This window comes from Salmonella sp. A29-2 (assembly GCF_020150755.1).
Lineage (GTDB): Bacteria > Pseudomonadota > Gammaproteobacteria > Enterobacterales > Enterobacteriaceae > Salmonella > Salmonella enterica.
The window spans coordinates 2,536,408-2,558,582 of record NZ_CP083731.1 but is presented as its reverse complement, the minus strand read 5'-3'; the positions used below and the strand labels follow the sequence as shown (position 1 = coordinate 2,558,582).

Annotated in this window: 30 protein-coding genes and 2 tRNA genes; 30 read left to right on the top strand and 2 right to left on the bottom strand. The window is 44.6% G+C overall.

All coding sequences use genetic code 11. The features are described 5' to 3' along the window. Positions 1 to 266: 266 nt before the first annotated feature. The 30 genes from spiC to ssaU all read left to right on the top strand — a co-directional run bounded on the left by spiC (position 267) and on the right by ssaU (position 21,755). Positions 267 to 668, top strand: a complete 402-nt coding sequence (gene spiC / locus K8W53_RS12530) for an SPI-2 type III secretion system protein SpiC (RefSeq protein WP_001562740.1) — start codon at positions 267 to 269, stop codon at positions 666 to 668. A gap of 1 nt (position 669) precedes the next feature. Further along, positions 670 to 2,163, top strand: a complete 1,494-nt coding sequence (gene spiA, locus K8W53_RS12525; protein ID WP_000261286.1) for an SPI-2 type III secretion system protein SpiA — start codon at positions 670 to 672, stop codon at positions 2,161 to 2,163. Further along, positions 2,144 to 3,355: a SctD family type III secretion system inner membrane ring subunit SsaD gene (gene ssaD / locus K8W53_RS12520; protein WP_000323780.1), complete on the top strand. Its 1,212-nt coding sequence runs from the start codon at positions 2,144 to 2,146 to the stop codon at positions 3,353 to 3,355. The genes spiA and ssaD overlap by 20 nt, the downstream gene beginning before the upstream one ends. Before the next feature lie 7 nt (positions 3,356 to 3,362). After that, positions 3,363 to 3,605 carry a YscE family type III secretion system co-chaperone SsaE gene (gene ssaE / locus K8W53_RS12515; RefSeq protein WP_000210204.1) on the top strand — a complete coding sequence of 81 codons (243 nt, stop codon included), beginning with the start codon at positions 3,363 to 3,365 and terminating at the stop codon, positions 3,603 to 3,605. Between the two features lie 262 nt (positions 3,606 to 3,867). Beyond that, positions 3,868 to 4,194, top strand: coding sequence for an SPI-2 type III secretion system chaperone SseA (gene sseA / locus K8W53_RS12510; protein ID WP_023206659.1), 327 nt, complete (start codon positions 3,868 to 3,870; stop codon positions 4,192 to 4,194). Between the two features lie 6 nt (positions 4,195 to 4,200). Further along, positions 4,201 to 4,791: an SPI-2 type III secretion system translocon protein SseB gene (gene sseB, locus K8W53_RS12505; protein ID WP_000094430.1), complete on the top strand. Its 591-nt coding sequence runs from the start codon at positions 4,201 to 4,203 to the stop codon at positions 4,789 to 4,791. Next, positions 4,788 to 5,261 (top strand): SycD/LcrH family type III secretion system chaperone SscA, encoded by a 474-nt coding sequence (sscA, locus tag K8W53_RS12500; protein WP_000711019.1) that lies wholly within the window; start codon positions 4,788 to 4,790, stop codon positions 5,259 to 5,261. The genes sseB and sscA overlap by 4 nt, the downstream gene beginning before the upstream one ends. A 2-nt stretch (positions 5,262 to 5,263) precedes the next feature. Beyond that, a complete protein-coding gene (gene sseC, locus K8W53_RS12495; RefSeq protein ID WP_052939353.1) occupies positions 5,264 to 6,718 on the top strand; it encodes an SPI-2 type III secretion system translocon protein SseC in 1,455 nt (484 codons plus the stop codon). A 15-nt stretch (positions 6,719 to 6,733) separates the two neighbouring features. Continuing rightward, a complete protein-coding gene (gene sseD / locus K8W53_RS12490; protein ID WP_023224401.1) occupies positions 6,734 to 7,321 on the top strand; it encodes an SPI-2 type III secretion system translocon protein SseD in 588 nt (195 codons plus the stop codon). 2 nt (positions 7,322 to 7,323) lie between these two features. Continuing rightward, positions 7,324 to 7,740, top strand: coding sequence for an LcrR family type III secretion system chaperone SseE (gene sseE, locus K8W53_RS12485; protein ID WP_052939354.1), 417 nt, complete (start codon positions 7,324 to 7,326; stop codon positions 7,738 to 7,740). A 51-nt stretch (positions 7,741 to 7,791) separates the two neighbouring features. Continuing rightward, a complete protein-coding gene (gene sscB / locus K8W53_RS12480; protein WP_000979962.1) occupies positions 7,792 to 8,226 on the top strand; it encodes a SycD/LcrH family type III secretion system chaperone SscB in 435 nt (144 codons plus the stop codon). 15 nt (positions 8,227 to 8,241) lie between these two features. After that, positions 8,242 to 9,024, top strand: a complete 783-nt coding sequence (gene sseF / locus K8W53_RS12475; protein WP_023224403.1) for a type III secretion systems effector SseF — start codon at positions 8,242 to 8,244, stop codon at positions 9,022 to 9,024. Beyond that, on the top strand, positions 9,021 to 9,710 hold the full coding sequence (gene sseG / locus K8W53_RS12470) for a pathogenicity island 2 effector protein SseG (RefSeq protein WP_000805837.1): 690 nt from the start codon (positions 9,021 to 9,023) through the stop codon (positions 9,708 to 9,710). Before sseF ends, sseG begins: the two co-directional genes overlap by 4 nt. A 92-nt stretch (positions 9,711 to 9,802) precedes the next feature. After that, positions 9,803 to 10,018 (top strand): type III secretion system needle filament protein SsaG, encoded by a 216-nt coding sequence (ssaG, locus tag K8W53_RS12465; RefSeq protein WP_000350226.1) that lies wholly within the window; start codon positions 9,803 to 9,805, stop codon positions 10,016 to 10,018. Then, entirely contained in the window at positions 9,996 to 10,286 is a 291-nt protein-coding gene (locus tag K8W53_RS12460) for an EscG/YscG/SsaH family type III secretion system needle protein co-chaperone (RefSeq protein WP_000444713.1), read from the top strand. The genes ssaG and K8W53_RS12460 overlap by 23 nt, the downstream gene beginning before the upstream one ends. Positions 10,287 to 10,297: 11 nt before the next feature. Then, on the top strand, positions 10,298 to 10,546 hold the full coding sequence (ssaI, locus tag K8W53_RS12455) for a SctI family type III secretion system inner rod subunit SsaI (protein ID WP_001747633.1): 249 nt from the start codon (positions 10,298 to 10,300) through the stop codon (positions 10,544 to 10,546). Next, a complete protein-coding gene (gene ssaJ, locus K8W53_RS12450) occupies positions 10,543 to 11,292 on the top strand; it encodes an SPI-2 type III secretion system apparatus lipoprotein SsaJ (RefSeq protein WP_000868145.1) in 750 nt (249 codons plus the stop codon). The genes ssaI and ssaJ overlap by 4 nt, the downstream gene beginning before the upstream one ends. Positions 11,293 to 11,309: 17 nt before the next feature. Next, the gene (locus tag K8W53_RS12445) at positions 11,310 to 11,858 is read left to right on the top strand and encodes a type III secretion system domain-containing protein (RefSeq protein WP_001531605.1); all 549 of its coding nucleotides are present in this window, start codon (positions 11,310 to 11,312) and stop codon (positions 11,856 to 11,858) included. Further along, entirely contained in the window at positions 11,855 to 12,529 is a 675-nt protein-coding gene (ssaK, locus tag K8W53_RS12440; RefSeq protein WP_023138179.1) for an SPI-2 type III secretion system apparatus protein SsaK, read from the top strand. The genes K8W53_RS12445 and ssaK overlap by 4 nt, the downstream gene beginning before the upstream one ends. Continuing rightward, positions 12,495 to 13,511, top strand: a complete 1,017-nt coding sequence (ssaL, locus tag K8W53_RS12435; RefSeq protein ID WP_001649633.1) for an SPI-2 type III secretion system apparatus protein SsaL — start codon at positions 12,495 to 12,497, stop codon at positions 13,509 to 13,511. The genes ssaK and ssaL overlap by 35 nt, the downstream gene beginning before the upstream one ends. 57 nt (positions 13,512 to 13,568) lie before the next feature. Further along, complete coding sequence (ssaM, locus tag K8W53_RS12430; protein WP_023224404.1) at positions 13,569 to 13,937, top strand: SPI-2 type III secretion system apparatus protein SsaM; 369 nt, start codon at positions 13,569 to 13,571, stop codon at positions 13,935 to 13,937. Further along, positions 13,922 to 15,967, top strand: coding sequence for an SPI-2 type III secretion system apparatus protein SsaV (gene ssaV / locus K8W53_RS12425; RefSeq protein ID WP_052939355.1), 2,046 nt, complete (start codon positions 13,922 to 13,924; stop codon positions 15,965 to 15,967). The genes ssaM and ssaV overlap by 16 nt, the downstream gene beginning before the upstream one ends. Further along, positions 15,957 to 17,258: a SctN family type III secretion system ATPase SsaN gene (gene ssaN, locus K8W53_RS12420; protein ID WP_000787213.1), complete on the top strand. Its 1,302-nt coding sequence runs from the start codon at positions 15,957 to 15,959 to the stop codon at positions 17,256 to 17,258. Before ssaV ends, ssaN begins: the two co-directional genes overlap by 11 nt. 2 nt (positions 17,259 to 17,260) lie before the next feature. Then, positions 17,261 to 17,638, top strand: a complete 378-nt coding sequence (gene ssaO, locus K8W53_RS12415) for an SPI-2 type III secretion system apparatus protein SsaO (protein ID WP_000449089.1) — start codon at positions 17,261 to 17,263, stop codon at positions 17,636 to 17,638. Then, positions 17,619 to 17,993 (top strand): SPI-2 type III secretion system apparatus protein SsaP, encoded by a 375-nt coding sequence (gene ssaP / locus K8W53_RS12410; protein ID WP_017441023.1) that lies wholly within the window; start codon positions 17,619 to 17,621, stop codon positions 17,991 to 17,993. The genes ssaO and ssaP overlap by 20 nt, the downstream gene beginning before the upstream one ends. Continuing rightward, on the top strand, positions 17,974 to 18,942 hold the full coding sequence (ssaQ, locus tag K8W53_RS12405; RefSeq protein WP_023224407.1) for an SPI-2 type III secretion system cytoplasmic ring protein SsaQ: 969 nt from the start codon (positions 17,974 to 17,976) through the stop codon (positions 18,940 to 18,942). Before ssaP ends, ssaQ begins: the two co-directional genes overlap by 20 nt. Before the next feature lie 67 nt (positions 18,943 to 19,009). Continuing rightward, positions 19,010 to 19,657: an SPI-2 type III secretion system export apparatus protein SsaR gene (gene ssaR / locus K8W53_RS12400; protein ID WP_000056367.1), complete on the top strand. Its 648-nt coding sequence runs from the start codon at positions 19,010 to 19,012 to the stop codon at positions 19,655 to 19,657. Continuing rightward, positions 19,654 to 19,920, top strand: a complete 267-nt coding sequence (gene ssas / locus K8W53_RS12395; protein ID WP_000999982.1) for an SPI-2 type III secretion system apparatus protein SsaS — start codon at positions 19,654 to 19,656, stop codon at positions 19,918 to 19,920. The genes ssaR and ssas overlap by 4 nt, the downstream gene beginning before the upstream one ends. Further along, on the top strand, positions 19,921 to 20,700 hold the full coding sequence (ssaT, locus tag K8W53_RS12390) for an SPI-2 type III secretion system apparatus protein SsaT (RefSeq protein WP_000068762.1): 780 nt from the start codon (positions 19,921 to 19,923) through the stop codon (positions 20,698 to 20,700). Then, positions 20,697 to 21,755: an SPI-2 type III secretion system apparatus protein SsaU gene (gene ssaU / locus K8W53_RS12385; RefSeq protein WP_001291715.1), complete on the top strand. Its 1,059-nt coding sequence runs from the start codon at positions 20,697 to 20,699 to the stop codon at positions 21,753 to 21,755. The genes ssaT and ssaU overlap by 4 nt, the downstream gene beginning before the upstream one ends. A gap of 157 nt (positions 21,756 to 21,912) precedes the next feature. On the opposite strand, the gene K8W53_RS12380 is transcribed toward ssaU, so the two are convergent. Both K8W53_RS12380 and K8W53_RS12375 read right to left on the bottom strand, forming a co-directional pair. Next, positions 21,913 to 21,989: transfer RNA gene (locus tag K8W53_RS12380), tRNA-Val, on the bottom strand. Positions 21,990 to 21,999: 10 nt separating this feature from the next. Next, a tRNA-Val gene (locus K8W53_RS12375) sits at positions 22,000 to 22,076 on the bottom strand. Positions 22,077 to 22,175 lie beyond the last annotated feature (99 nt).

Genomic DNA, 22,175 nt, shown 5'->3' with positions numbered 1-22,175 from the left:
TGACTACAATTACTTTTTAATAAGGTGGCGATGTAAAAACATCGTAACAGTTTATTTAATAAATAATTTTTCAAATTGTAATTTTTTATGTCAATGCTGAAAGTGTAATTGTGAATTTATCGGAAAATCCGAATGATAGAATCGCCTGTGACAAGGTATATGTAGACAGCATCCTGATATTGTACAAGAAGAGTATAGTCGAAATAAATGTGAATCAGGCTTTTTACGGATGTGGTTGTGAGCGAATTTGATAGAAACTCCCATTTATGTCTGAGGAGGGATTCATGCTGGCAGTTTTAAAAGGCATTCCATTAATTCAGGATATCAAGGCCGAAGGTAATAGCCGATCCTGGATAATGACTATTGATGGGCATCCTGCCAGAGGAGAAATTTTCTCAGAAGCATTTTCTATTTCTTTGTTCTTAAATGACCTGGAAAGCTTACCTAAGCCTTGTCTTGCCTATGTGACACTACTGCTTGCAGCACACCCGGACGTCCATGATTATGCTATACAGCTCACAGCGGATGGGGGATGGTTAAACGGTTATTATACCACAAGTAGTAGCTCTGAGCTTATTGCTATTGAGATAGAAAAACACCTGGCTTTAACTTGCATTTTAAAAAATGTAATACGCAATCACCATAAACTTTATTCGGGTGGGGTATAAAATGGTAGTAAATAAACGTTTAATCTTAATTTTACTATTTATACTCAATACAGCAAAGAGTGATGAGTTATCATGGAAAGGTAATGACTTCACCCTTTATGCCAGACAAATGCCATTAGCAGAGGTTTTACATCTGCTCTCAGAGAACTATGATACGGCTATTACTATTAGCCCATTGATAACAGCTACATTTAGTGGAAAAATTCCGCCTGGACCACCGGTCGATATTTTGAATAACCTGGCAGCACAATATGACTTGCTTACCTGGTTTGATGGCAGCATGTTATATGTATATCCTGCATCGTTATTAAAACATCAGGTTATCACTTTCAATATTTTATCTACTGGGCGGTTCATTCATTACTTACGCAGCCAGAATATCCTTTCATCACCGGGATGCGAGGTTAAAGAAATTACCGGTACCAGAGCTGTGGAGGTGAGCGGTGTTCCCAGCTGTCTGACTCGTATTAGTCAATTAGCTTCAGTGCTGGATAATGCGTTAATCAAACGAAAAGACAGTGCGGTGAGTGTAAGTATATACACGCTTAAGTATGCCACTGCGATGGATACCCAATACCAATATCGCGATCAGTCCGTCGTGGTTCCTGGGGTCGTGAGTGTATTGCGTGAGATGAGTAAAACCAGCGTCCCGGCGTCATCGACGAACAATGGTTCACCCGCTACACAGGCATTGCCCATGTTTGCTGCCGACCCACGCCAGAATGCAGTGATCGTTCGTGATTATGCGGCCAATATGGCCGGGTATCGGAAACTCATCACAGAATTAGATCAACGCCAGCAGATGATAGAGATTTCGGTGAAAATTATCGATGTTAATGCTGGAGATATTAACCAGTTAGGCATCGACTGGGGAACGGCAGTGTCGCTGGGTGGCAAGAAAATTGCGTTCAATACAGGTTTGAATGACGGCGGTGCTAGCGGTTTTTCAACGGTAATCAGCGATACCTCAAACTTTATGGTGCGTTTGAATGCCCTGGAAAAAAGCTCTCAGGCTTATGTACTTTCCCAGCCATCTGTGGTGACTTTAAATAATATCCAGGCTGTGCTGGATAAAAATATTACTTTCTATACCAAACTGCAGGGAGAAAAAGTGGCTAAACTTGAATCCATCACTACGGGTTCTTTGTTGCGCGTTACACCTCGCTTGTTAAATGACAATGGCACGCAAAAAATAATGCTTAATCTTAATATTCAGGATGGACAACAAAGTGATACGCAAAGCGAAACAGATCCGCTACCCGAAGTGCAAAATTCTGAAATTGCTTCGCAAGCCACATTATTAGCCGGACAGAGTCTATTGCTGGGAGGATTTAAACAAGGTAAACAAATCCACTCGCAAAACAAAATCCCTTTATTGGGCGATATTCCTGTCGTAGGCCATTTGTTTCGCAATGATACGACTCAAGTACATAGTGTAATCAGGCTGTTTTTGATTAAAGCCTCAGTAGTAAATAATGGCATATCTCATGGTTAATCCAAAGAACTCCTGGAAAATACGTTTTTTAGGTCACGTTTTACAAGGCCGGGAAGTATGGCTGAATGAAGGTAACCTGTCACTGGGGGAGAAAGGATGCGATATTTGTATTCCGCTTACTATAAATGAAAAAATTATTCTGAGAGAACAGGCAGATAGTTTATTTGTTGATGCCGGGAAAGCCAGAGTTAGAGTTAATGGCCGCAGATTTAATCCAAATAAGCCGCTACCATCCAGTGGGGTTTTGCAGGTTGCGGGAGTGGCTATCGCGTTTGGTAAACAGGATTGTGAACTTGCTGATTATCAAATACCCGTTTCCAGATCAGGATACTGGTGGTTGGCTGGCGTATTCTTGATTTTCATCGGTGGAATGGGTGTCCTGTTAAGTATTGGCGGTCAGCCTGAAACGGTAAATGATTTACCTTTGCGGGTTAAGTTTTTATTAGACAAAAGCAATATTCATTATGTGCGGGCGCAATGGAAAGAAGATGGAAGCCTGCAGTTGTCCGGTTATTGCGCGTCAAGCGAACAGATGCAAAAGGTGAGAGCGACTCTCGAATCATGGGGGGTCATGTATCGGGATGGTGTAATCTGTGATGACTTATTGATACGAGAAGTGCAGGATGTTTTGATAAAAATGGGTTACCCGCATGCTGAAGTATCCAGCGAAGGGCCGGGAAGCGTGTTAATTCATGATGATATACAAATGGATCAGCAATGGCGTAAGGTTCAACCATTACTTGCAGATATTCCCGGGTTATTGCACTGGCAGATTAGTCATTCTCATCAGTCTCAGGGGGATGATATTATTTCTGCGATAATAGAGAACGGTTTAGTGGGCCTTGTCAATGTTACGCCAATGCGGCGCTCTTTTGTTATCAGTGGTGTACTGGATGAATCTCATCAACGCATTTTGCAAGAAACGTTAGCAGCATTAAAGAAAAAGGACCCCGCTCTTTCTTTAATTTATCAGGATATTGCGCCTTCTCATGATGAAAGCAAGTATCTGCCTGCGCCAGTGGCTGGCTTTGTACAGAGTCGCCATGGTAATTACTTATTACTGACGAATAAAGAGCGTTTACGTGTAGGGGCATTGTTACCCAATGGGGGAGAAATTGTCCATCTGAGTGCCGATGTGGTAACGATTAAACATTATGATACTTTGATTAACTATCCATTAGATTTTAAGTGAGTGGAAAATGACAACTCTGACCCGGTTAGAAGATTTGCTGCTTCATTCGCGTGAAGAGGCCAAAGGCATAATTTTACAATTAAGGGCTGCCCGGAAACAGTTAGAAGAGAACAACGGTAGGTTACAGGATCCGCAGCAATATCAGCAAAACACCTTATTGCTTGAAGCGATCGAGCAGGCCGAAAATATCATCAACATTATTTATTATCGTTACCATAACAGCGCACTTGTAGTGAGTGAGCAAGAGTAAAGTAAAAATATCTTAGAGCCTATCCCACCAGGCGTTATTGGCGCAGCCAGCCTGGACACGGACAGCGCGCAAAAACCGGAGCGTACACGTAGCACGTGAGGTTTGACTCGCTACGCTCGCCCTTCGGGCCGCCGCTAGCGGCGTTCAAAACGCTAACGCGTTTTGGCGAGCACTGCCCAGGACCAAAATGGCAAGTAAAATAGCCCTAATGGGATAGGCTCTTAGTTAGCACGTTAATTATCTATCGTGTATATGGAGGGGAATGATGATAAAGAAAAAGGCTGCGTTTAGTGAATATCGTGATTTAGAGCAAAGTTACATGCAGCTAAATCACTGTCTTAAAAAATTTCACCAAATCCGGGCTAAGGTGAGTCAACAGCTTGCTGAAAGGGCAGAGAGCCCCAAAAAAAGCAGCGAGACAGAGAGTATTCTTCATAACCTATTTCCACAAGGCGTTGCCGGGGTTAACCAGGAGGCCGAGAAGGATTTAAAGAAAATAGTAAGTTTGTTTAAACAACTTGAAGTACGACTGAAACAACTTAATGCTCAAGCCCCGGTGGAGATACCGTCAGGAAAAACAAAAAGGTAAAGCATAATGTCTTCAGGAAACATCTTATGGGGAAGTCAAAACCCTATTGTGTTTAAAAATAGTTTCGGCGTTAGCAACACTGATACCGGGGGGCAGGATGACTTATCCCAGCAAAATCCGTTTGCCGAAGGGTATGGTGTTTTGCTTATTCTCCTTATGGTTATTCAGGCTATTGCAAACGATAAATTTATTGAAGTCCAGAAGAACGCTGAACGTGCCAGAAATACCCAGGAAAAGTCAAATGAGATGGATGAGGTGATTGCTAAAGCAGCCAAAGGGGATGCTAAAACCAAAGAGGAGGTACCTGAGGATGTAATTAAATACATGCGTGATAATGGTATTCTCATCGATGGTCTGACCATTGATGAATATATGGCTAAATATGGCGATCATGGGAAGCTGGATAAAGGTGGTCTACAGGCGGTCAAAGCGGCTTTGGATAACGATGCCAACCGGAATACCGATCTTATGAGTCAGGGGCAGATAATAATTCAAAAAATGTCTCAGGAGCTTAACGCTGTCCTTACCCAACTGACGGGGCTTATCAGTAAGTGGGGGGAGATTTCCAGTATGATAGCGCAGAAAACGTACTCATGAAAAAAGACCCGACCCTACAACAGGCACATGACACGATGCGGTTTTTCCGGCGTGGCGGCTCGCTGCGTATGTTGTTGGATGACGATGTTACACAGCCGCTTAATACTCTGTATCACTATGCCATGCAGCTTATGGAGGTAAAAGAGTTCGCCGGCGCAGCGCGACTTTTTCAATTGTTGACGATATATGATGCCTGGTCATTTGACTATTGGTTTCGGTTAGGGGAATGCTGCCAGGCTCAAAAACATTGGGGGGAAGCGATATACGCTTATGGACGCGCGGCACAAATTAAGATTGATGCGCCGCAGGCGCCATGGGCCGCAGCGGAATGCTACCTCGCGTGTGATAACGTTTGTTATGCAATAAAAGCGTTAAAGGCCGTGGTGCGTATTTGCGGCGAGGTCAGTGAACATCAAATCCTCCGATTGCGTGCAGAAAAGATGTTACAGCAACTTTCTGACAGGAGCTAAAAATGAATCGAATTCACAGTAATAGCGATAGCGCCGCAGGAGTAACCGCCTTAACACATCATCACTTAAGCAATGTCAGTTGCGTTTCCTCGGGTTCGCTGGGAAAGCGCCAGCATCGTGTGAATTCTACTTTTGGCGATGGCAACGCCACGTCTCTGCTATCAGGGAAAATTAGTCTTCAGGAGGCAAGCAATGCGTTGAAGCAACTGCTTGATGCCGTACCCGGAAATCATAAGCGTCCATCATTGCCTGACTTTTTGCATATCAATCCCACTGTTTTATCAATGATGATGACGACATTAATACTCAACGTCTTTGGTAATAACGCTCAATCGTTATGCCAACAGCTTGAGCGGGCAACTGAGGTGCAAAATGCATTACGTAATAAGCAGGTAAAGGAGTATCAGGAGCAGATCCAGAAAGCGATAGAGCAGGAGGATAAAGCGCGTAAAGCGGGCATTTTTGGCGCTATTTTTGACTGGATTACAGGCATATTTGAAACTGTGATTGGCGCCTTAAAAGTTGTGGAGGGTTTTCTGTCCGGTAATCCCGCAGAAATGGCTAGCGGCGTAGCTTATATGGCCGCAGGTTGTGCAGGAATGGTTAAAGCCGGAGCCGAAACGGCAATGATGTGCGGTGCTGACCACGATACCTGTCAGGCGATTATTGACGTGGCAAGTAAAATTCAAGTTGGTTGTGAAGTCGTCGCGATGGCACTGGATGTTTTCCAGATTGGCCGTGCTTTTATGGCGACGAGAGGCTTATCTGGCGCAGCTGAAAAAGTGCTTGACTCCGGTTTAGGCGAAGAAATGGTTGAGCGTATGGTAGGTGCAGGAGAAGGAGAAATAGAGGAGTTGGCTGAAAAGTTTGGCGAAGAGGTGAGCGAAAGTTTTCTCAAACAATTTGAGCCGCTTGAACGTGAAATGGCTATGGCGAATGAGATGGCAGAGGAGTCTGCTGAGTTTTCTCGTGAGGTAGAAAATAATATGACGCGAAGCGCGGGAAAAAGTTTTACGAAAGAGGGAGTGAAAGCCATGGCAAAAGAAGCGGCAAAAGAAGCCCTGGAAAAATATGCGCAAGAAGGGGGAAAGTTTCTGTTAAAAAATTTTCGTAATAAAGTTCTCTGGAATATGTTCAAAAAAATCCTGTATGCCTTACTGAGTGATTGTTCATTTAAAGGCTTACAGGCTATCAGATGTGCAACCGAGGGCGCCAATCAGATGAATACTGGCATGGTTAACGCAGATAAAGCGAAGCTCGAAAAGAAAATAGAGCAATTAATAACTCAGCAACGGTTTCTGGATTTCATAATGCAACAAACGGAAGACCAAAAAAAGATAGAACAAAAACGCTTAGAGGAGCTTTATAAGAGTAGCGGTGCCGCGCTTAGAGATGTATTAGATACCATTGATCACTATAGTAGCGTTCAGGCGAGAATAGCTGGCTGTCGCGCTTAATCTGAGGATAAAAATATGGAAGCGAGTAACGTAGCACTGGTATTACCAGCGCCTTCCTGGTTAACGCCTTCTTCCAGTCAATCACCCTCCGGGGAGGGAATGGGTACTGAATCAATGCTTCTGTTATTTGATGATATCTGGATGAAGCTAATGGAGCTTGCCAAAAAGCTGCGCAATATCATGCGCGACTATAACGTAGTAAAACAACGGCTGGCCTGGGGACTACAGGTCAATGTTTTACAGACGCAAATGAAAACAATTGATGAAGCGTTTAGAGCATCAATGATTAATGCGGGCGGCGCAATATTGTCGGGAGTGCTGACGATAGGATTAGGGGCCGTAGGCGGGGAAAGCGGTCTTATAGCGGGTCAAGCCGTAGGACACACTGCTGGGGGAGTCATGGGCCTGGGGGCCGGTGTAGCGCAACGTCAAAGTGATCAAGATAAAGCGATTGCCGACCTGCAACAAAGTGGGGCCCAATCTTATAATAAATCCCTGACGGAAATTATGGAGAAAGCAGGTGAAATTATGCAGCAAATCATCGGTGTGGGGTCGTCACTGGTCGCGGTTCTTGCTGAAATACTCCGGGCATTAACGAGGTAAACATGGTGCAAGAAATAGAGCAATGGTTGCGTCGGCATCAGGTGTTTACTGAGCCTGCATATTTAGGGGAGACCGCTATATTACTTGGGCAGCAGTTTATATTATCGCCTTACCTGGTGATCTATCGTATTGAGGCAAAAGAAATGATTATTTGTGAGCTCAGGCGCTTGACGCCCGGGCAACCTCGACCACAGCAATTGTTTCGCTTACTGGGACTTTTACGCGGGATATTTGTGCATCACCCGCAGTTAACATGTTTAAAGATGTTGATAATCACCGACGTTCTGGATGAAAAAAAAGCCATGCTACGCAGGAAATTATTGCGCATCCTGACAGTAATGGGAGCGACCTTTACACAGCTTGATGGCGATAACTGGACAGTTTTATCCGCCGAGCATCTTATCCAGCGACGTTTTTAAATAACCTTCCTGACGTAAATCATTATCACGTGAAAATAACAATCAATAGGTATGATGATGAAAGAAGATCAGAAAAATAAAATACCCGAAGACATTCTGAAACAGCTATTATCCGTTGATCCGGAAAGCGTTTATGCCAGTGGTTACGCCTCATGGCAGGAGGGGGATTATTCGCGCGCCGTAATCGATTTTAGCTGGCTGGTGATGGCCCAGCCATGGAGTTGGCGTGCCCATATTGCATTGGCTGGCACCTGGATGATGCTTAAAGAATACACGACGGCCATTAATTTCTATGGACATGCCTTGATGCTGGATGCCAGCCATCCAGAACCGGTTTACCAAACGGGCGTCTGTCTCAAAATGATGGGGGAACCCGGGTTGGCGAGAGAGGCTTTTCAAACCGCAATCAAGATGAGTTATGCGGATGCCTCATGGAGTGAGATTCGCCAGAATGCGCAAATAATGGTTGATACTCTTATTGCTTAAATAACAGAACGAAATATGAAAATTCATATTCCGTCAGCGGCAAGCAATATAGTCGATGGTAATAGTCCTCCTTCCGATATACAAGCGAAGGAGGCATCGTTTCCTCCCCCTGAAATTCCAGCCCCTGGCACCCCCGCAGCCCCTGTGCTGCTTACGCCTGAACAAATAAGGCAGCAGAGGGATTATGCTATACATTTTATGCAATACACTATTCGTGCGCTGGGCGCGACAGTCGTGTTTGGATTATCGGTTGCTGCAGCGGTAATTTCTGGCGGGGCAGGATTACCCATTGCTATTCTTGCGGGGGCGGCGCTCGTGATTGCTATTGGGGATGCTTGCTGTGCGTATCATAATTATCAATTGATATGTCAGCAAAAGGAGCCGTTACAAACCGCCAGTGATAGCGTTGCTCTTGTGGTCAGTGCGCTGGCCTTAAAATGTGGGGCAAGTCTTAACTGCGCTAACACCCTTGCTAATTGTCTTTCTTTATTAATACGTTCAGGAATCGCTATTTCTTCGTTGGTTATACAACTACAGTTTCCACTGCCCGCCGCTGAAAATATAGCGGCCTCTTTGAACATGGGGAGTGTAATTACCTCCGTTAGCCTGACGGCGATAGGTGCGGTACTGGATTATTGCCTTGCCCGCCGCTCTGGCGACGATCGGGAAAATTCTGTTGATGAACTTTATGCCGATCCCAGTGCGTTATTGGCGGAACAAATGGCATCGCTCTGCCAATCTGCTACTACACCTGCATTAATAGACAGTTGTGGTCATACATCTCAGGGAGAACCATGAAACCTGTTAGCCCAAATGCTCAGGTAGCAGGGCAACGTCCTGTTAACGCGCCTGAGGAATCACCTCCATGTCCCTCATTGCCACATCCGGAAACCAATATGGAGAGTGGTAGAATAGGTCCTCAACAAGGAAATGAGCGGTTATTGGCCGGACTTGCGAAACGAGTGATAGAGTGTTTTCCAAAAGAAATTTTTAGTTGGCAAACGGTCATTTTGGGCGGACAGATTTTATGCTGTTCCGCTGGAATAGCATTAACAGTGCTAAGTGGTGGAGGCGCACCGCTCTTAGCCCTGGCGGGAATTGGCCTTGCTATTGCCATCGCGGATGTCGCCTGTCTTATCTACCATCATAAACATCATTTACCTATGGCTCACGACAGTATAGGCAATGCCGTTTTTTATATTGCTAATTGTTTCGCCAATCAACGCAAAAGTATGGCGATTGCTAAAGCCGTCTCCCTGGGCGGTAGATTAGTCTTAACCGCGACGGTAATGACGCATTCATACTGGAGTGGTAGTTTGGGACTACAGCCTCATTTATTAGAGCGTCTTAATGATATTACCTACGGACTAATGGGTTTTACGCGCTTCGGTATGGATGGGATGGCAATGACCGGTATGCAGGTCAGCAGCCCATTATATCGTTTGCTGGCTCAGGTGACGCCAGAACAACGTGCGCCGGAGTAATCGTTTCAGGTATATACCGGATGTTCATTGCTTTCTAAATTTTGCTATGTTGCCAGTATCCTTACGATGTTTTTATTTTAAGGAAAAGCATTATGGATATTGCACAATTAGTGGATATGCTCTCCCACATGGCGCACCAGGCAGGCCAGGCTATTAATGACAAAATGAATGGTAATGATTTGCTCAACCCAGAATCGATGATTAAAGCGCAATTTGCCTTACAGCAGTATTCTACATTTATTAATTACGAAAGTTCACTGATCAAAATGATCAAGGATATGCTTAGTGGAATCATTGCTAAAATCTGAAGTTATTAGCGACGATGTTCGACGGTTGTTGCTGGAAATCATGTTTGCGGGCGTTAACCATAGCCTGATTTCCCAGGTACATGCGATGTTACCAGCGCTAACGGTTATTGTTCCGGATAAAAAATTACAGTTGGTATGTCTGGCATTATTGTTGGCGGGTTTAAATGAGCCGCTAAAAGCCGCAAAAATTTTATCGGATATTGATTTGCCAGAGGCTATGGCGCTGCGCCTGTTATTTCCTGCACCAAATGAGGGATTTGAAAATTGAATATTTCTGATATGAGCGTAGTGCCTGTAAGCACTCAATCTTATGTAAAGTCCTCTGCAGAACCGAGCCAGGAGCAAATTAATTTTTTTGAACAATTGCTGAAAAATGAAGCATCCACCAGTAACGCCAGTGCTTTATTACCGCAGGTTATGTTGACCAGTCAAATGAATTATATGCAGTTAACGGTAGGCGTCGATTATCTTGCCAGAATATCAGGCGCAGCATCGCAAGCGCTTAATAAGCTGGATAGCATGACATGAAGGTTCAGCGTATAGTATTTCTTACTGTCCTTACGTTCTTTCTTACGGCATGTGATGTGGATCTTTATCGCTCATTGCCAGAAGATGAGGCGAATCAAATGCTGGCATTACTTATGCAGCATCATATTGATGCGGAAAAAAAACAGGAAGAGGATGGTGTAACCTTACGTGTCGAGCAGTCGCAGTTTATTAATGCGGTTGAGCTACTTAGACTTAACGGTTATCCGCATCGGCAGTTTACAACGGCGGATAAGATGTTTCCGGCTAATCAGTTAGTGGTATCACCCCAGGAAGAACAGCAGAAGATTAATTTTTTAAAAGAACAAAGAATTGAAGGAATGCTGAGTCAGATGGAGGGCGTAATTAATGCAAAAGTGACCATTGCGCTACCGACTTATGATGAGGGAAGTAACGCTTCTCCGAGCTCAGTTGCCGTATTTATAAAATATTCACCTCAGGTCAATATGGAGGCCTTTCGGGTAAAAATTAAAGATTTAATAGAGATGTCAATCCCTGGGTTGCAATACAGTAAGATTAGTATCTTGATGCAGCCTGCTGAATTCAGAATGGTACCTGACGTACCCGCGAGACAAACATTCTGGATTATGGACGTGATCAACGCCAATAAAGGGAAGGTGGTGAAGTGGTTGATGAAATACCCTTATCAGTTGATGTTATCGTTGACAGGACTGTTATTAGGAGTGGGCATCCTGATCGGCTATTTTTGCCTGAGACGCCGTTTTTGAGTCGACCTGATCCCGAGGTGTTGCAACTTTATCGTTATTTCTGGCAACCTGCTCGTTACGCTGTACCGGAATGGCTGGATAAGCTGGGTTTTCATCCTTCAAACTGCTGGCGTTATGGCGATCGGCCCGAGTTGGATCGTCTTCTTGACAGAGCGTTAAATAGACTAAGGGGAAGCTCTGTTATTCCAGCCTGTTTAAATGACAGGCAAAAACGGCAGGTTCGTCTTGCGCCGCGTATATCGGCATTTGCCTTTGGGCTGGGATTATTCAAACTCAGGTGTAGTGACTATTTTATGCTACCAGAGTATCGGCAATTGCTTCTACAGTGGTTTAGCGAGGATGAGATCTGGCAGCTATATGGTTGGTTGGGGCAAAGAGATGGCAAATTACTTCCTCCGCAAGTGATGCAACAAACTGCATTGCAGATCGGTACCGCCATTCTTAATCGGGAAGCGCATGATGATGCGGTTTTACATGCGCTATTAGTATTATTACCCCCTCCGCAGCGTATACTTTGGCCGAAGACTTCTCTTACCGAGATTATCTTCATGGAGCATTTGCTATGAGTTTTACTTCACTTCCTCTGACGGAAATTAACCATAAGCTACCCGCTCGAAATATTATTGAGTCACCGTGGATAACATTACAATTAACTTTATTTGCACAAGAGCAACAAGCTAAGAGAGTTTCACATGCTATTGTGAGCTCCGCTTACCGTAAGGCTGAAAAAATCATCCGAGACGCCTATCGTTATCAGCGTGAACAGAAAGTTGAGCAGCAACAAGAACTAGCGTGGTTGCGTAAAAATACGCTGGAAAAAATGGAAGTGGAATGGCTGGAACAGCATGTAAAACATTTACAAGACGATGAAAATCAATTTCGTTCATTGGTCGATCAAGCAGCGCATCATATTAAAAATAGTATAGAACAGGTTCTGTTGGCCTGGTTCGACCAACAGTCGGTAGACAGTGTTATGTGCCATCGTCTGGCACGCCAGGCCACGGCTATGGCGGAAGAGGGAGCGCTTTATTTGCGTATTCATCCTGAAAAAGAGGCATTGATGCGTGAAACTTTTGGCAAGCGGTTTACGTTGATTATCGAGCCTGGTTTCTCTCCCGATCAGGCTGAACTTTCCTCAACACGATATGCCGTTGAATTTTCACTTTCTCGTCATTTCAACGCGTTACTGAAATGGTTACGTAATGGTGAAGATAAAAGAGGTAGCGATGAATATTAAAATTAATGAGATAAAAATGACGCCCCCTACAGCATTTACCCCTGGTCAGGTTATAGAGGAACAAGAGGTTATTTCGCCTTCAATGTTAGCTCTCCAGGAGTTACAGGAAACGACGGGGGCAGCGCTCTATGAGACGATGGAAGAAATAGGAATGGCGCTGAGTGGTAAACTGCGCGAAAGTTATAAATTCACGGATGCTGAGAAACTGGAGCGCAGACAGCAGGCTTTGCTGCGTTTGATAAAACAAATACAGGAGGATAATGGGGCAACGTTGCGTCCGCTTACCGAAGAGAATAGTGATCCTGATTTACAGAATGCGTATCAAATTATCGCTCTTGCAATGGCGCTTACTGTCGACGGGTTGTCAAAAAAGAAAAAACGCGATTTGCAATCGCAACTGGATACGCTTACAGCGGAGGAGGGATGGGAACTTGCCGTTTTTAGTTTACTGGAACTTGGCGAAGTGGATACCGCTACGCTGTCCTCGCTGAAGCGTTTTATGCAACAGGCGATAGACAACGATGAAATGCCCTTATCGCAGTGGTTCAGACGCGTGGCAGACTGGCCGGATCGCTGTGAACGGGTCCGTATTTTGCTAAGAGCAATAGCCTTTGAACTTAGCATATGCATCGAACCCTCGGAGCAAAGTCGTTTGGCCGCAGCATTAGTACGTTTGCGTCGTTTGTTGTTATTCCTTGGCCTTGAAAAAGAGTGCCAGCGTGAGGAGTGGATTTGCCAGTTGCCGCCTAATACATTACTGCCGCTACTACTCGATATCATTTGTGAGCGTTGGCTTTTCAGTGATTGGTTGCTTGATAGACTTACCGCTATAGTTTCTTCATCGAAGATGTTCAATCGGTTACTCCAACAACTTGATGCGCAGTTTATGCTGATACCCGATAACTGTTTTAACGACGAAGATCAACGTGAACAAATTCTCGAAACGCTTCGTGAAGTAAAGGTAAATCAGGTTTTATTCTGATACCTGGCTTTCAATATTTAGGTAAATTGGCGTTCTGGCTCATCATGAGGCGGCAGGATGGATTGTGATCTCATTACTGAACGTAATATTCAGCTTTTTATTCAATTAGCAGGATTAGCTCAACGGCCTTTAGCAACCAATATGTTCTGGCGGCAAGGACAATATGAAACCTATCTAAACTATCATAACGGTCGTATTCACTTATGTCAGATACTCAAGCAAACCTTCTTAGACGAAGATCTGCTTTTTAAAGCCTTAACTCACTGGAAACCTGCAGCGTTCCAGGGTATTCCTCAGCGATTATTTTTGTTGCGCGATGGGCTTGCAATGAGCTGTTCTCCTCCTCTTTCCAGCTCCGCCGAGCTCTGGTTACGATTACATCATCGACAAATAAAATTTCTGGAGTCGCAATGCGTTCATGGTTAGGTGAGGGAATCAGGGCGCAACAGTGGCTCAGTGTATGCGCGGGTCGGCAGGATATGGTTCTGGCGACAGTGTTATTAATCGCTATTGTGATGATGCTGTTACCTTTACCGACCTGGATGGTTGATATCCTGATTACTATCAACCTTATGTTTTCAGTGATCCTGCTCTTAATTGCTATTTATCTTAGTGACCCTCTCGATTTATCGGTATTCCCGTCTTTATTACTTATTACTACATTATATCGTTTGTCACTCACAATCAGCACATCACGGCTGGTACTGTTACAACATAATGCCGGTAATATTGTGGATGCCTTCGGTAAGTTTGTCGTAGGAGGAAATCTCACCGTTGGGTTGGTCGTATTTACCATCATTACTATCGTGCAGTTTATTGTCATTACAAAAGGTATCGAGAGGGTGGCGGAAGTTAGCGCACGTTTCTCGCTTGATGGGATGCCAGGCAAACAAATGAGTATCGATGGCGATTTGCGTGCCGGAGTTATCGATGCAGACCATGCCCGTACATTAAGACAGCACGTCCAGCAGGAAAGCCGTTTTCTCGGTGCGATGGACGGTGCGATGAAATTTGTTAAAGGCGATACGATTGCCGGTATTATTGTTGTTCTGGTGAACATTATCGGCGGTATTATTATCGCTATCGTACAATATGATATGTCGATGAGTGAGGCTGTTCACACTTATAGCGTACTGTCAATCGGAGATGGTTTATGTGGGCAAATTCCATCGCTGCTGATTTCCCTTAGCGCGGGAATTATTGTCACCCGTGTTCCGGGTGAGAAACGCCAGAACCTGGCGACAGAGTTGAGTTCTCAAATTGCCAGACAACCTCAGTCGCTCATATTAACCGCTGTGGTTTTAATGCTCCTCGCTTTAATTCCTGGCTTTCCTTTTATCACTCTCGCTTTCTTTTCAGCGTTGTTAGCATTGCCAATTATCCTCATTCGCCGCAAAAAGTCTGTGGTTTCCGCAAATGGCGTCGAAGCACCGGAAAAAGATAGTATGGTTCCCGGCGCATGTCCTCTAATCTTACGTCTTAGCCCGACGTTACATTCTGCCGACCTGATTCGTGATATTGACGCCATGAGATGGTTTTTATTTGAGGATACCGGCGTCCCTCTCCCTGAGGTGAATATTGAGGTTTTGCCTGAACCCACCGAAAAATTGACGGTACTGCTATATCAGGAACCCGTATTTAGTTTATCTATTCCCGCTCAGGCGGATTATTTATTGATAGGCGCGGACGCTAGTGTGGTGGGTGACAGCCAGACGTTACCGAACGGGATGGGGCAGATCTGTTGGCTTACAAAAGAGATGGCCCATAAGGCGCAAGGTTTTGGACTGGACGTTTTCGCGGGCAGCCAACGTATCTCTGCCTTATTAAAATGTGTCCTGCTTCGGCATATGGGAGAGTTTATTGGTGTTCAGGAAACGCGTTATCTAATGAATGCGATGGAAAAAAACTACTCTGAGCTGGTGAAAGAGCTTCAACGCCAGTTACCCATTAATAAAATCGCTGAAACTTTGCAACGGCTTGTATCAGAACGGGTTTCTATTAGAGATTTACGTCTTATTTTCGGCACCTTAATTGACTGGGCGCCACGTGAAAAAGATGTCCTGATGTTGACAGAATATGTCCGTATCGCGCTTCGCCGTCATATTCTGCGTCGTCTTAATCCGGAAGGAAAACCGCTGCCGATTTTGCGGATCGGCGAAGGTATTGAGAACCTCGTGCGTGAATCCATTCGCCAGACGGCAATGGGGACCTATACTGCGCTGTCGTCTCGTCATAAGACGCAGATCCTGCAACTTATCGAGCAGGCGCTGAAGCAGTCAGCCAAATTATTCATTGTCACTTCTGTCGACACCCGACGTTTCTTGCGAAAAATTACAGAAGCCACCTTGTTCGACGTACCGATTTTGTCATGGCAGGAATTAGGAGAGGAGAGCCTTATACAAGTGGTAGAAAGTATTGACCTTAGCGAAGAGGAGTTGGCGGACAATGAAGAATGAATTGATGCAACGTCTGAGGCTGAAATATCCGCCCCCCGATGGTTATTGTCGATGGGGCCGAATTCAGGATGTCAGCGCAACGTTGTTAAATGCGTGGTTGCCTGGGGTATTTATGGGCGAGTTGTGCTGTATAAAGCCTGGAGAAGAACTTGCTGAAGTCGTGGGGATTAATGGCAGCAAAGCTTTGCTATCTCCTTTTACGAGTACTATCGGACTTCACTGCGGGCAGCAAGTGATGGCCTTAAGGCGACGCCATCAGGTTCCCGTGGGCGAAGCGTTATTAGGGCGAGTCATTGATGGTTTTGGTCGTCCCCTTGATGGCCGCGAACTGCCCGACGTCTGCTGGAAAGACTATGATGCAATGCCTCCTCCCGCAATGGTTCGACAGCCTATCACTCAACCATTAATGACGGGGATTCGCGCTATTGATAGCGTTGCGACCTGTGGCGAAGGGCAACGAGTGGGTATTTTTTCTGCTCCTGGCGTGGGGAAAAGCACGCTTCTGGCGATGCTGTGTAATGCGCCAGACGCAGACAGCAATGTTCTGGTGTTAATTGGTGAGCGTGGACGAGAAGTCCGCGAATTCATCGATTTTACACTGTCTGAAGAGACCCGAAAACGTTGTGTCATTGTTGTCGCAACCTCTGACAGACCCGCCTTAGAGCGCGTGAGGGCGCTGTTTGTGGCCACCACGATAGCAGAATTTTTTCGCGATAATGGAAAGCGAGTCGTCTTGCTTGCCGACTCACTGACGCGTTATGCAAGGGCCGCACGGGAAATCGCTCTGGCCGCCGGAGAGACCGCGGTTTCTGGAGAATATCCGCCAGGCGTATTTAGTGCATTGCCACGACTTTTAGAACGTACAGGAATGGGGGAAAAAGGCAGTATTACCGCATTTTATACGGTACTGGTGGAAGGCGATGATATGAATGAGCCGTTGGCGGATGAAGTCCGTTCACTGCTTGACGGACATATTGTGCTATCCCGGCGGCTTGCAGAGAGGGGGCATTATCCTGCCATTGACGTGTTGGCAACGCTCAGCCGCGTTTTTCCAGTCGTTACCAGCCATGAGCATCGTCAACTGGCGGCGATATTGCGACGGTGCCTGGCGCTTTACCAGGAGGTTGAACTGTTAATACGCATTGGGGAATACCAGCGAGGAGTTGATACAGATACTGACAAAGCCATTGATACCTATCCGGATATTTGCACATTTTTGCGACAAAGTAAGGATGAAGTATGCGGACCCGAGCTACTCATAGAAAAATTACACCAAATACTCACCGAGTGATCATGGAAACTTTGCTGGAGATAATCGCGCGGCGTGAAAAGCAATTACGCGGCAAACTTACCGTACTTGATCAGCAGCAACAGGCGATTATTACTGAACAGCAGATTTGCCAGACGCGCGCTTTAGCAGTGTCTACCAGACTGAAAGAATTAATGGGCTGGCAAGGTACGTTATCTTGTCATTTATTGTTGGATAAGAAACAACAAATGGCCGGGTTATTCACTCAGGCGCAGAGCTTTTTGACGCAACGGCAGCAGTTAGAGAATCAGTATCAGCAGCTTGTCTCCCGGCGAAGCGAATTACAAAAGAATTTTAATGCGCTTATGAAAAAGAAAGAAAAAATTACTATGGTATTAAGCGATGCGTATTACCAAAGTTGAGGGAAGTCTTGGGTTGCCATGCCAGTCTTATCAGGATGATAACGAGGCGGAGGCGGAACGTATGGACTTTGAACAACTCATGCACCAGGCATTACCCATTGGTGAGAATAATCCTCCTGCAGCATTGAATAAGAACATGGTTTTCACGCAACGTTATCGTGTTAGTGGCGGTTATCTTGACGGTGTAGAGTGTGAAGTATGTGAATCAGGGGGGCTAATCCAGTTAAGAATCAATGTCCCTCATCATGAAATTTACCGTTCGATGAAAGCGCTAAAGCAGTGGCTGGAGTCTCAGTTGCTGCATATGGGGTATATAATTTCCCTGGAGATATTCTATGTTAAGAATAGCGAATGAAGAGCGTCCGTGGATGGAGATGCTTCCAACGCAAGGCGCTACCATTGGTGAGCTGACATTGAGTATGCAACAATATCCAGTACAGCAAGGGACATTATTTACCATAAATTATCATAATGAGCTGGGTAGGGTGTGGATTGCAGAACAATGCTGGCAGCGCTGGTGTGAAGGGTTAATTGGCACCGCTAATCGATCGGCTATCGATCCTGAATTGCTATATGGAATAGCTGAATGGGGGCTGGCGCCGTTATTGCAAGCCAGTGATGCAACCCTCTGTCAGAACGAACCGCCAACATCCTGCAGTAATCTACCACATCAGCTAGCGTTGCATATTAAATGGACAGTTGAAGAACATGAGTTCCATAGCATTATTTTTACATGGCCAACGGGTTTTTTGCGCAATATAGTCGGAGAGCTTTCTGCTGAGCGTCAACAGATTTATCCTGCCCCTCCTGTGGTAGTCCCTGTATATTCAGGCTGGTGCCAGCTTACATTAATTGAACTTGAGTCTATCGAAATCGGCATGGGCGTTCGGATTCATTGCTTTGGCGACATCAGACTCGGTTTTTTTGCTATTCAACTACCTGGGGGAATCTACGCAAGGGTGTTGCTGACAGAGGATAACACGATGAAATTTGACGAATTAGTCCAGGATATCGAAACGCTACTTGCGTCAGGGAGCCCAATGTCAAAGAGTGACGGAACGTCTTCAGTCGAACTTGAGCAGATACCACAACAGGTGCTCTTTGAGGTCGGACGTGCGAGTCTGGAAATTGGACAATTACGGCAACTTAAAACGGGGGACGTTTTGCCTGTAGGGGGATGTTTTGCGCCAGAGGTGACGATAAGAGTAAATGACCGTATTATTGGGCAAGGTGAGTTGATTGCCTGTGGCAATGAATTTATGGTGCGTATTACACGTTGGTATCTTTCCAAAAATACAGCGTAAACCTGATAAGAAAAATAATATGCGAACAATATAATAGCGTTCCAGGTCGTGTCATGAGAGATACAGTATGTCTTTACCCGATTCGCCTTTGCAACTGATTGGTATATTGTTTCTGCTTTCAATACTGCCTCTCATTATCGTCATGGGAACCTCTTTCCTTAAACTGGCGGTGGTATTTTCGATTTTACGAAATGCTCTGGGTATTCAACAAGTTCCCCCAAATATCGCACTGTATGGCCTTGCGCTTGTACTTTCCTTATTCATTATGGGGCCGACGCTATTAGCTGTAAAAGAGCGCTGGCATCCGGTTCAGGTCGCTGGCGCTCCTTTCTGGACGTCTGAGTGGGACAGTAAAGCATTAGCGCCTTATCGACAGTTTTTGCAAAAAAACTCTGAAGAGAAGGAAGCCAATTATTTTCGGAATTTGATAAAACGAACCTGGCCTGAAGACATAAAAAGAAAGATAAAACCTGATTCTTTGCTCATATTAATTCCGGCATTTACGGTGAGTCAGTTAACGCAGGCATTTCGGATTGGATTACTTATTTATCTTCCCTTTCTGGCTATTGACCTGCTTATTTCAAATATACTGCTGGCTATGGGGATGATGATGGTGTCGCCGATGACCATTTCATTACCGTTTAAGCTGCTAATATTTTTACTGGCAGGCGGTTGGGATCTGACACTGGCGCAATTGGTACAGAGCTTTTCATGAATGATTCTGAATTGACGCAATTTGTAACGCAACTTTTATGGATCGTCCTTTTTACGTCTATGCCGGTAGTGTTGGTGGCATCGGTAGTTGGTGTCATCGTAAGCCTTGTTCAGGCCTTGACTCAAATACAGGACCAAACGCTACAGTTTATGATTAAATTATTGGCAATTGCAATAACCTTAATGGTCAGCTACCCATGGCTTAGCGGTATCCTGTTGAATTATACCCGGCAGATAATGTTACGAATTGGAGAGCATGGTTGAATGGCACAACAGGTAAATGAGTGGCTTATTGCATTGGCTGTGGCTTTTATTCGACCATTGAGCCTTTCTTTATTACTTCCCTTATTAAAAAGTGGCAGTTTAGGGGCCGCACTTTTACGTAATGGCGTGCTTATGTCACTTACCTTTCCGATATTACCAATCATTTACCAGCAGAAGATTATGATGCATATTGGTAAAGATTACAGTTGGTTAGGGTTAGTCACCGGAGAGGTGATTATTGGTTTTTTAATTGGGTTTTGTGCGGCGGTTCCCTTTTGGGCCGTTGATATGGCGGGGTTTCTGCTTGATACTTTACGTGGCGCGACAATGGGTACGATATTCAATTCTACAATGGAAGCTGAAACCTCACTTTTTGGCTTGCTTTTCAGCCAGTTTTTGTGTGTTATTTTCTTTATAAGCGGCGGCATGGAGTTTATATTAAATATTCTGTATGAGTCATATCAATATTTACCACCAGGGCGTACTTTATTATTTGATCGGCAATTTTTAAAATATATCCAGGCAGAGTGGAGAACGCTTTATCAATTATGCATCAGCTTCTCTCTTCCTGCCATAATATGTATGGTATTAGCCGATCTGGCTTTAGGTCTTTTAAATCGGTCGGCACAACAATTGAATGTGTTTTTCTTCTCAATGCCGCTCAAAAGTATATTGGTTCTACTGACGCTCCTGATCTCATTCCCTTATGCTCTTCATCACTATTTGGTTGAAAGCGATAAATTTTATATTTATCTAAAAGACTGGTTTCCATCTGTATGAGCGAGAAAACAGAACAGCCTACAGAAAAGAAATTACGTGATGGCCGTAAGGAAGGGCAGGTTGTCAAAAGTATTGAAATAACATCATTATTTCAGCTGATTGCGCTTTATTTGTATTTTCATTTCTTTACTGAAAAGATGATTTTGATACTGATTGAGTCAATAACTTTCACATTACAATTAGTAAATAAACCATTTTCTTATGCATTAACGCAATTGAGTCATGCTTTAATAGAGTCACTGACTTCTGCACTGTTGTTTCTGGGCGCTGGGGTAATAGTTGCTACTGTGGGTAGCGTGTTTCTTCAGGTGGGGGTGGTTATTGCCAGCAAGGCCATTGGTTTTAAAAGCGAGCATATAAATCCGGTAAGTAATTTTAAGCAGATATTCTCTTTACATAGCGTAGTAGAATTATGTAAATCCAGCCTAAAAGTTATCATGTTATCTCTTATCTTTGCCTTTTTCTTTTATTATTATGCCAGTACTTTTCGGGCGCTACCGTACTGTGGGTTAGCCTGTGGCGTGCTTGTGGTTTCTTCTTTAATAAAATGGTTATGGGTAGGGGTGATGGCTTTTTATATCGTCGTTGGCATACTGGACTATTCTTTTCAATATTATAAGATTAGAAAAGATCTAAAAATGAGTAAAGATGACGTAAAACAGGAGCATAAAGATCTGGAGGGCGACCCTCAAATGAAGACACGGCGTCGGGAAATGCAGAGTGAAATACAAAGTGGGAGTTTAGCTCAATCTGTTAAACAATCTGTTGCGGTAGTGCGTAATCCAACGCATATTGCGGTTTGTCTCGGCTATCATCCCACCGATATGCCAATACCACGCGTTCTGGAAAAAGGCAGTGATGCTCAAGCTAACTATATCGTTAACATCGCTGAACGCAACTGCATCCCCGTTGTTGAAAATGTTGAGCTGGCCCGCTCATTATTTTTTGAAGTGGAACGCGGAGATAAAATTCCTGAAACGTTATTTGAACCAGTTGCAGCCTTGTTACGTATGGTGATGAAGATAGATTATGCGCATTCTACCGAAACACCATAAATGCCTTTGGTATGCTTCTTCAGGCCACTGCGAAGGTTAAGAGGGTAATAGCGTACAGAGCAGCGCTTGACGATAAAGGTGAGAGACTGAAAATAATCACTTTTAGTCTGGCACAAGCACCAGATAGCGTATTATAAAATTAAACAAGATAATGGATTGGTGCGTCTGAATGGACTCGAACCATCGACCCCCACCATGTCAAGGTGGTGCTCTAACCAACTGAGCTACAGACGCATTAAAATGATGGTGCGTTCAATTGGACTCGAACCAACGACCCCCACCATGTCAAGGTGGTGCTCTAACCAACTGAGCTATGAACGCAACGTTGTAGGTGACAACGGGGACGAATATTAGCGTCACAACTGCAATGAGGCAAGAGGGAAATCGCAATTTTCTTCCTGAAATCACCTGATTGCGGTG

What these genes read in the sequence shown, in the direction of transcription:
- sseF (WP_023224403.1), top strand. Translation starts at nt 8,242, where the DNA reads ATGAAAATTCATATTCCGTCAGCGGCAAGCAATATAGTCGATGGTAAT.
- sseE (WP_052939354.1), top strand. Translation starts at nt 7,324, where the DNA reads ATGGTGCAAGAAATAGAGCAATGGTTGCGTCGGCATCAGGTGTTTACT.
- sscB (WP_000979962.1), top strand. Translation starts at nt 7,792, where the DNA reads ATGATGATGAAAGAAGATCAGAAAAATAAAATACCCGAAGACATTCTG.
- ssaR (WP_000056367.1), top strand. Translation starts at nt 19,010, where the DNA reads ATGTCTTTACCCGATTCGCCTTTGCAACTGATTGGTATATTGTTTCTG.
- sseG (WP_000805837.1), top strand. Translation starts at nt 9,021, where the DNA reads ATGAAACCTGTTAGCCCAAATGCTCAGGTAGCAGGGCAACGTCCTGTT.
- ssaT (WP_000068762.1), top strand. Translation starts at nt 19,921, where the DNA reads ATGGCACAACAGGTAAATGAGTGGCTTATTGCATTGGCTGTGGCTTTT.
- ssaM (WP_023224404.1), top strand. Translation starts at nt 13,569, where the DNA reads ATGGATTGTGATCTCATTACTGAACGTAATATTCAGCTTTTTATTCAA.
- sseA (WP_023206659.1), top strand. Translation starts at nt 3,868, where the DNA reads ATGATGATAAAGAAAAAGGCTGCGTTTAGTGAATATCGTGATTTAGAG.
- ssaK (WP_023138179.1), top strand. Translation starts at nt 11,855, where the DNA reads ATGAGTTTTACTTCACTTCCTCTGACGGAAATTAACCATAAGCTACCC.
- ssaU (WP_001291715.1), top strand. Translation starts at nt 20,697, where the DNA reads ATGAGCGAGAAAACAGAACAGCCTACAGAAAAGAAATTACGTGATGGC.
- ssaV (WP_052939355.1), top strand. Translation starts at nt 13,922, where the DNA reads ATGCGTTCATGGTTAGGTGAGGGAATCAGGGCGCAACAGTGGCTCAGT.
- spiA (WP_000261286.1), top strand. Translation starts at nt 670, where the DNA reads ATGGTAGTAAATAAACGTTTAATCTTAATTTTACTATTTATACTCAAT.
- sseC (WP_052939353.1), top strand. Translation starts at nt 5,264, where the DNA reads ATGAATCGAATTCACAGTAATAGCGATAGCGCCGCAGGAGTAACCGCC.
- sseB (WP_000094430.1), top strand. Translation starts at nt 4,201, where the DNA reads ATGTCTTCAGGAAACATCTTATGGGGAAGTCAAAACCCTATTGTGTTT.
- ssaP (WP_017441023.1), top strand. Translation starts at nt 17,619, where the DNA reads ATGCGTATTACCAAAGTTGAGGGAAGTCTTGGGTTGCCATGCCAGTCT.
- ssaE (WP_000210204.1), top strand. Translation starts at nt 3,363, where the DNA reads ATGACAACTCTGACCCGGTTAGAAGATTTGCTGCTTCATTCGCGTGAA.
- sseD (WP_023224401.1), top strand. Translation starts at nt 6,734, where the DNA reads ATGGAAGCGAGTAACGTAGCACTGGTATTACCAGCGCCTTCCTGGTTA.
- ssaN (WP_000787213.1), top strand. Translation starts at nt 15,957, where the DNA reads ATGAAGAATGAATTGATGCAACGTCTGAGGCTGAAATATCCGCCCCCC.
- ssaG (WP_000350226.1), top strand. Translation starts at nt 9,803, where the DNA reads ATGGATATTGCACAATTAGTGGATATGCTCTCCCACATGGCGCACCAG.
- ssaL (WP_001649633.1), top strand. Translation starts at nt 12,495, where the DNA reads ATGGTGAAGATAAAAGAGGTAGCGATGAATATTAAAATTAATGAGATA.
- ssaJ (WP_000868145.1), top strand. Translation starts at nt 10,543, where the DNA reads ATGAAGGTTCAGCGTATAGTATTTCTTACTGTCCTTACGTTCTTTCTT.
- sscA (WP_000711019.1), top strand. Translation starts at nt 4,788, where the DNA reads ATGAAAAAAGACCCGACCCTACAACAGGCACATGACACGATGCGGTTT.
- ssaI (WP_001747633.1), top strand. Translation starts at nt 10,298, where the DNA reads ATGAGCGTAGTGCCTGTAAGCACTCAATCTTATGTAAAGTCCTCTGCA.
- ssaQ (WP_023224407.1), top strand. Translation starts at nt 17,974, where the DNA reads ATGTTAAGAATAGCGAATGAAGAGCGTCCGTGGATGGAGATGCTTCCA.
- spiC (WP_001562740.1), top strand. Translation starts at nt 267, where the DNA reads ATGTCTGAGGAGGGATTCATGCTGGCAGTTTTAAAAGGCATTCCATTA.
- ssaO (WP_000449089.1), top strand. Translation starts at nt 17,261, where the DNA reads ATGGAAACTTTGCTGGAGATAATCGCGCGGCGTGAAAAGCAATTACGC.
- ssaD (WP_000323780.1), top strand. Translation starts at nt 2,144, where the DNA reads ATGGCATATCTCATGGTTAATCCAAAGAACTCCTGGAAAATACGTTTT.
- ssas (WP_000999982.1), top strand. Translation starts at nt 19,654, where the DNA reads ATGAATGATTCTGAATTGACGCAATTTGTAACGCAACTTTTATGGATC.